Below are 7,354 nucleotides of genomic sequence, written 5' to 3'. Positions count from 1 at the left end.
CAGTTGTCAAGGTTCTACACCTTGCGGCTAATCCCCCTAAACCCTGTTGGATTTTGTTTCTAGCCAACGATTCGCACTGATTCTCCCAAAGCGTTACTTGCATCAAGTGCAAAGGTTCCGGTATGCCCTACCGTACCCAATCCTCGACTTAGGATGTTTTTGGCTGCATTGAAATCTCTATCCAAGGTACACCCGCACTTGCAGACGTGCGTTCTTGTGGACAGCGTTTTCTTAACAACTTCTCCGCAGTTAGAGCATTCTTGGCTGGTATATTGCGGATTTACCGCAACCGTTACCCGCTCAAATACTTTTCCAAAATATTCAAGCCAGATGCGGAACTGATACCAAGATGCGTCGTTAATAGACTTAGCTAAGCAATGATTTTGCACCATATTCTTGATTCTCAAATCTTCGTAGGCTATCAAGTCGCTTGACTGAACTACGCACCGTGCAAGTTTTATTGCATGATCTTTGCGTTGTCTACTTATTTTGAGATGCTGCTTACCTAAAATCTGTCTAGCTTTGCCTCTATTTTTGGAACCTTTAGTTTTTCTGGATACGCGACGCTGACAACGCTTGAGAACTTTCTCACCTTTTCTCAGGAATCTAGGATTTTCCACCGTAACTCCGTTTGAATCGGTGTAATATTCTTTCAACCCAACGTCTAGTCCGATGGTATTGCCAGATGGCTCCGTGTTTTCCTTTCTATCGACATCGATACAGAATTGGACGTATACACCGTCTGCACGTTTTACTAATCGAACCCGTTTAATTTGGTTGATTTGGTAGAAGTGCAGATCGCGTGTACCTTTTAGCTTGAGCTTGCCAATTCCTTTTTTGTCGCTAAATTTAATCGATTTCCTGTCGTCTGCAAGTTTCCAGCCAGTCGATTTATACTCGACAGAACGACAGTCTTTCTGGAATTTTGGATACCCTTTTTTGCCGGGAGTTCCTTTTTTACAGTTGTCGTAGAATCGGGAGATAGCAGACCAAGCACGTTCGGCGCTAGCTTGCCTAGCCTGCGAATTGAGTTCATCAGCAAACGGAAACGATGCTGCCAATACCGCACAGTATTTGTTCAAATCGTACTTGTTCACTTTTTTGTTGTCGATCCAATAGCGTAAACAACTATTGCGAACAAACTGGGCAGTGCGAATTGCTTCGTCTACTGCCGTGAACTGGCTTGATTTTCCGTAAGCTTTTAACTCGAAGACTAGCATTGTTTTACCTCCCACCTTATGCTACATCATCTGGCACAAAGTAAGATGTGGTACAACAAAAGTTTACATAAAAGTCGTCCTAGAAGGACGGGGTTTTAAACCCAGTTTTTGATATAGCAATCCGATCTGAGTCTCACAACACCACGCCTTCTTGTCTTCCTAGACTTCTTATATAGCAAGACTTTCAGATTTTACATATCTAGAAAATCACTTAGGATTGCTATAAATACTTTTTTTTATAATTTCGCGCTTGCCCGCCTGCAGGGGGAGATTTTTGCCAGCCGGTACATTTAATGTCAATTACCAGGAGGCGATCGAGTTTTTTGCCATACTACCCTTGAATCATCTCATCTGGCAGAAAATCTGGCAAAAATTCAGAATCTAGAACCTCGACAGCACTGTAGATACATAATTTCGGAAACGTGTCTACAAGCAATCCAGTTTCAGCACTTGCTTGTTCTGCTGCATCCGCATAGCATTGGGCCAATACCTCTTCAAGATATGGTTTGAGACTGGGGGAATCTTTCAGAGCTTTGCGAATGCGTCTGCGATGTTCGACAATGCTGCCTTTCCAACTACCGCTTCTTTGATCCGGTTGAAATTGCCACTTGAGCAAGTGCAGGAGAATTACCACCAGATTACTCTCTAAACTCCGGCGTTCACTTCGCCCCATGTCTTCTATTTCTGCTATCAGATTTTCCCAGTCGATGTTTGAATAGTCGCGAACCCGCAACTTTTCCAGAGTGGTTTCGATCCATCTCAGGTAATCTGTATCATACAATTTTTGTCGTTCAACTTCTAATTTTGTTGTCATAAGCTGTTGGTGCTAACAACTGTAAATTAACAAATATGGCGGTATGAATCAAAAGGCAGTCCCGTCCGCCGCTTGACTTCGACAACTGATTTGTAAGCGCCTTTTCTCTGCCTTTCTCTAACTATTTTTTCCGCAACATATCGATCTAAACCGGTGGCGATTAACTCTTCCGGCGAAAGAATATTTAACCGTTTCCAAGTAAACTGCGATTCTTTTTGATAATTGTAGCTGAAGCAAATCATCGGGGCGATGCGTCTGACGTGACTTTCGGGAACTCCGGCTATTTCTGATAACTCTTCGGCGTGGGTAAAAAGGTAGCCTTCGTTTTGCAAAGATTCAATATCGTTGGCGTAGACGATCGGCAAACCCAAGATTCTGACCATATCGTCTTTGGTACACTCATTAATATCTATTTTGCCGCGCACGTTTGCCAGTTCTTCGGCATTCGTCGGACTTGCAGGAACCAGTAAACCTCTGGGTGCGGTTTTGATGAGATAGCGCTTTTTCAAACTAAAAGCAGTAACAATTTGAGCAATCCACACGATCGTACCCAAATTAGTTGAAGAAGATACCGCTAGGGCTGCTAAAGTAATGCCAACACCCCATCCCATCCAACTGCGAATATTTGACTTTTGACCTGCATAGGCGATCGCCAATCCGCCGAAGTAGGGAATAAAAGAATACCACACCCAGTTGGGAGTTTGACGCAGCCAGTATAAATCTTGAGACACTTTAATTTTATCCTTAAATAGCTGTGATATCACACTTCTTTCAATTTCAATCCCACTTTTTTTAATAGTGGGCTTTCTTCTGCCTTCTTCCTTCTTCCGACTTCCATCGGACTGACATCCGTTACATCCGTTACATCCGTTACATAATCCGTTGCCGAACTGCCTTCTTAATTACAATTCTCGCAGCAATTTTTGGCGTTTTTCTTCATATTCTTCGGCCGTAATTGCGCCCATATCGTAAAGTTTTTTCAATTCGCCGATCGCCCCGGTTACATCTTTTGCCGCTCTGAGGGCATACCCCGACGGCAACGTACCACCATTGTACTGAACCTGAAAAGCTTGTTCCGACATCAGCAGCAGGCCGATAAAATCGAAAAATGCGATCACTGACGGAATTAATGTCCAAGAAAATAGCAAGTATAATACCCCTGCTAAGTTATTGCCCAAATAAAATTTGTGAACTCCGAAACCTCCTACAAAGAAAGCTAACACAACTGCTACGCTTTTATCTTTTACCATTTTTACTTTCTCCAGTTTTTTATTTTAACTTCCGCGATCGACTTTGAATGCGCGACATTGAACGATCGAGCTAAGTAATTTTACTAATTTTTACTCATTTATTTGGGTTTTTGCGAAACTTAGACATCGCAAAATACAGCATAACTATACCGGCTTGAGCTTGTAGAATGACCAAGTAGCCTCTCAAGAAATAATTTAGTTCGCTGCCTGAATTGAGAGAAAATATTAAAATGCCCAAGGCTGCGTAGGGTGCGAAACGCATCCAACTCGGCGTTCCCTCTAACTTGTGGCTGTTCAAATTGCTCATTGGGTTTAAGCCTCATCCTAAATTAAAATTTACCTATAAATTAGCCCGATTGTCAACTTCCGTTTGGTTCGATCGCCCCGGTGAGTCTCTCAATCCTCAGCCAATAAGATATTACTTCCATGTTAAACCCTGTTTTTCCGCTAAAATAAGCGACCGGGGCGGGTCTATCTGGATCTGTGGCTGAGATTACAGATTAGCGTGAACCCGCCCCTAATGAAATTCCGGTTATTTTACCGGGCTAGATATCAGGGGCGCACCGAGCACCCTACTGCTGTTTTTGGCAAGAGTCGATCGCCCGCACGAAAACTGTCAAAAAAACTCGGTTAATTCACAATTATTAACAACCGCCCCAATTAACTCGCGCCCCCGCCCAAAAGAAACAGACTCAAAAGAGTACCGCTATTCCAGAGACTGTGCAGAAGCATAGGAGCAAGTAGATTGCGCGATCGCGTGTACACAAACCCCAAAACCGCACCCAAAGTCGCCAAAGGCAGAATCTCAGAGACACTCAAGTGAGCCACAGCAAACAATAAAGCAGAAGCTGCGATCGCCCCCCAAACAGGCAAATAGCGAGTCAGAGAAGGCAGTAGAAAGCCCCGAAACACAATTTCCTCAAAAACCGGAGCCGCGATCGCAGCAGTGCCGAAAAACACCGCCAAAGCCACGTTGTCCCTACCTTCGAGAACGATCGGCAAAATCGGATTACTGCCACCTTGTCCCTGCCACAATTGCTGATTGATCAGCGACACCAAAACTACCAAAGGCAAAGCAACAAAATAGCCACCAAATCCCCACAAAAACCAATTTCCCCGCAAATTAATCCGAAACCAACCTTCCGGCAAAGGCAAAAAAGACTTGACCGAAAAATACAGTACCGAAAGCCCCCCAGCCGACAGCAACAAATAAGTAGCAAAGATATAAAAAGCCTTGTCGCGCGGGTCAAAAGTAGCAGGATTGAGTTTTAAAACAGCCAGAGAAACAGGCAGTAACAAATAGGGAATCAAGATTTGGCCGACAAAGAAAAAGCCGACCACAAGCACCTGCCAAACAATCTCACCGTCCCAAGGCACATCCCAAGTCAAGCTCGAATGGAGCGCCAACACCGGGCCGGAACCTGCTGTATCTAACTGCTTCCGCTGCAACACCCACTGCACGGTCAAACCAACCAGCAAAACCGTACCAATACAAAGTGCGATCGCCGGAACGCCCACTATAATTGCCAACTTTTCTACAGCTTGCTCGGCCGTTACTTGCTCTGCTGCTTGCAGAGCCGTCAGCTCTTTAGAACGTTCTTGCAGCTTGTAAAGTTGAGCTAGAGCGCGATAGCGAAACCAGCCATCCAAAGACTTTTGAATGCGCGGCTCGGCATCCGGCAGCAGTTGAGCCGGATTGCTCCAAATTCCCGTTAAAACTTGAGCAGTTACCACCGAAGAATCATCATCACTTTTAGTTTTGTAGCGCTCCACTAAATTTTTCCAACTTTGGAGAGCCGCCTCAGTTTTCCCACTGCTTGCCTGCAAAATTCCCAATCGCAAGTCAAGTTCGTTTAGCAGCACTGACTGTTGCTTTATCGACTCGGACGCCGCCTTATTTTGAGCCAAATTCAGAGTATTATCCTCAGACTTAGAGGCAATGGCAGACTGAATTTCTTTAACTTGTGCTTGAGATGTTTCGAGAGTTTTGCGAGTCGAGTCTCGCGCTTCTTGATATTGCGTCAAAGCCGTATTTAAAGGATCTGCACCGACAATATTGTTGCGCGCCGAACTTAAATTAGCACTCTGATTATTTTCTCCTTGCCACTCCGAGGCGTGCAGCAGCAAATTTGTCTGGTAGAGTTCCAGCCGGCTTTGAATTTGCGGCTGATTCCAACTAGCAAGTAAAGATAAACCGACCAGGGCGATCGCGATCGCCGTTAAAATACCTAAAATAACCCGCTTCAGTGTCATTCCTCGTTTTCCGTCCCGCGCGAATCCGTGGCTAAATCTTTTCCGTCTTTAATCATAGGTCGTTGCAGACGAGAGTATCCCGACAACTGGTAAAATTTCACTGGCTTATCTTTTTGACTCGCCTCAACAAGACTTACGCCACAAATCCTCGCTCCGCCATGTATGCGTAAGGTTCACACCTTAGCCCAACGGTGCTTATGGCGCACCCTACAGGAGTAGTGCGGCATAACTCAGATGTTGCACCATTGTCAAGAACGGGCTCTCCGGCCCGTTCCACAAAGAATTGAGTTTTCTTGTGGAACAGGCCGAAAAGCCTGTTCCTAAACAAGTAATTGAGAATGGTGCAAGATGTGAGTAACCACCCGCGATGTATGAGGTAAGATCCGCACCGCGCACCCGAAGCGCGGTAACAGGCTAAATCTAAAATCTAAAATCTAAAATCTAAAATCGAATGACTCGCATTATCTTAGTCCGTCACGGCAAAAGCACCTACAATCAAGAACGCCGCATCCAAGGCCGCCTCGATAAATCAATTTTGACAGAAGCAGGCCGCAGCGCCGCCCTGCAAGTAGGCGACACACTCAGCAGTATTGCCTTTGATGCCGCCTATACCAGTCCCCTGCAACGAGCCAAAGAAACAGCGGAAATCATCCTGTCGCGCTTGACAAATCCGCCACAACTCCAGCCAACTGATAATTTGATGGAAATCGATTTGCCTCTGTGGGAAGGAATGTTGCGCCAAGATGCGATCGACAAATTCCCCGAAGCATATCAGCAGTGGCAAAAACAGCCCGACAAATTTTCCATGAAACTGCCATCTGCTGACGGAGAAATCGAACACTTTCCCGTATTAGCCGTTTTTGCTAACGCCCGTCATTTTTGGCAAGAACTTTTATCGCGCCACCAGGACGGCACAATTCTAGTAGTAGGTCACAACGGAATAAACCGCGCTCTCATCGCCACCGCGTCGGAAATTACCCCGGATTACTATCAATCAATTCAACAGTCAAATTGCGGAATTAGCGTCATTAATTTTGGAAGTTACCCTGTTACCAACGACCAACTCGGAGAACAAAAAAAGAAAGTTGCAGTTCAATTAGAATCGGTCAATTTAACTTCCCATACCGGGGAAATTTTTCCCAAACCGAGGGACGGACACCAAGGCCCGCGCTTGTTGCTGGTGCGTCACGGCGAAACCGACTGGAATAAAGCAGGGAAATTTCAGGGACAAATTGACGTGCCTCTCAACGATAACGGCCGCGAACAATCCCGGCGGGCGGCAGAATTTCTCAAGGATGTAAAATTGGATTTTGCGATTAGCAGTTCCATGCTGCGCCCGAAAGAAACTGCGGAAATTATTCTCAAGTATCACGGCGATTTGCAACTGGAACTGCGCGATGACTTGAGAGAAATCAGCCACGGACTTTGGGAAGGAAAATTTGAATCAGAAATAGAACAATCCTATCCGGGTTTGCTCGAAGAATGGAAAACATCTCCTGAAAATGTGCAAATGCCGGAAGGAGAAAATTTGGAGCAAGTTTGGGATCGGGCGATCGCAGCTTGGCGCGAAATTGTACAATCTGTTTCTGGTACTGGGATTGTCGTTGCTCACGATGCCATTAACAAAGCAATTCTCTGCCACCTATTCGGTTTGGAACCAGAACATTTCTGGAAATTCAAACAAGGAAACGGAGCCGTTAGCGTGATTGATTATCCCCACGGCCCCGATGGTTTGCCGGTATTACAAGCGATGAATGTCACAACTCATTTGAGCGGCGGCGTTTTTGACCAAACAGCAGCCGGAGCACTGTAATAGG

7 protein-coding genes are annotated in these 7,354 nt (G+C 45.4%); 1 reads left to right on the top strand and 6 read right to left on the bottom strand.

Annotated elements, in window-relative coordinates; genetic code table 11:
- Window positions 1–59: 59 nt before the first annotated feature.
- From QT992_RS28065 to QT992_RS28040, 6 genes are all read right to left on the bottom strand, one after another.
- Window positions 60–1,220 (bottom strand): transposase, encoded by a 1,161-nt coding sequence (locus QT992_RS28065; RefSeq protein WP_333319452.1) that lies wholly within the window; start codon window positions 1,218–1,220, stop codon window positions 60–62.
- A 331-nt stretch (window positions 1,221–1,551) separates the two neighbouring features.
- Window positions 1,552–2,034 (bottom strand): DUF29 domain-containing protein, encoded by a 483-nt coding sequence (locus tag QT992_RS28060; RefSeq protein ID WP_333378269.1) that lies wholly within the window; start codon window positions 2,032–2,034, stop codon window positions 1,552–1,554.
- A 26-nt stretch (window positions 2,035–2,060) separates the two neighbouring features.
- Complete coding sequence (locus QT992_RS28055; protein WP_333339348.1) at window positions 2,061–2,798, bottom strand: helix-hairpin-helix domain-containing protein; 738 nt, start codon at window positions 2,796–2,798, stop codon at window positions 2,061–2,063.
- A gap of 138 nt (window positions 2,799–2,936) precedes the next feature.
- Window positions 2,937–3,284: an NINE protein gene (locus tag QT992_RS28050; RefSeq protein WP_006633318.1), complete on the bottom strand. Its 348-nt coding sequence runs from the start codon at window positions 3,282–3,284 to the stop codon at window positions 2,937–2,939.
- A gap of 94 nt (window positions 3,285–3,378) precedes the next feature.
- Window positions 3,379–3,591, bottom strand: coding sequence for a hypothetical protein (locus QT992_RS28045; protein WP_333339346.1), 213 nt, complete (start codon window positions 3,589–3,591; stop codon window positions 3,379–3,381).
- Between the two features lie 353 nt (window positions 3,592–3,944).
- The gene (locus tag QT992_RS28040) at window positions 3,945–5,537 is read right to left on the bottom strand and encodes a CPBP family glutamic-type intramembrane protease (protein ID WP_333319446.1); all 1,593 of its coding nucleotides are present in this window, start codon (window positions 5,535–5,537) and stop codon (window positions 3,945–3,947) included.
- Between the two features lie 451 nt (window positions 5,538–5,988).
- On the opposite strand from QT992_RS28040, the gene QT992_RS28035 reads away from it, so the two are divergent.
- Complete coding sequence (locus QT992_RS28035) at window positions 5,989–7,350, top strand: histidine phosphatase family protein (RefSeq protein WP_333319444.1); 1,362 nt, start codon at window positions 5,989–5,991, stop codon at window positions 7,348–7,350.
- The last annotated feature ends 4 nt before the right edge of the window (window positions 7,351–7,354 follow it).

Origin of the sequence: Microcoleus sp. T3_D1 (genome assembly GCF_036700405.1) — a bacterium.
GTDB lineage: Bacteria > Cyanobacteriota > Cyanobacteriia > Cyanobacteriales > Microcoleaceae > Microcoleus.
This window is presented reverse-complemented; position numbering and strand designations above follow the sequence as displayed.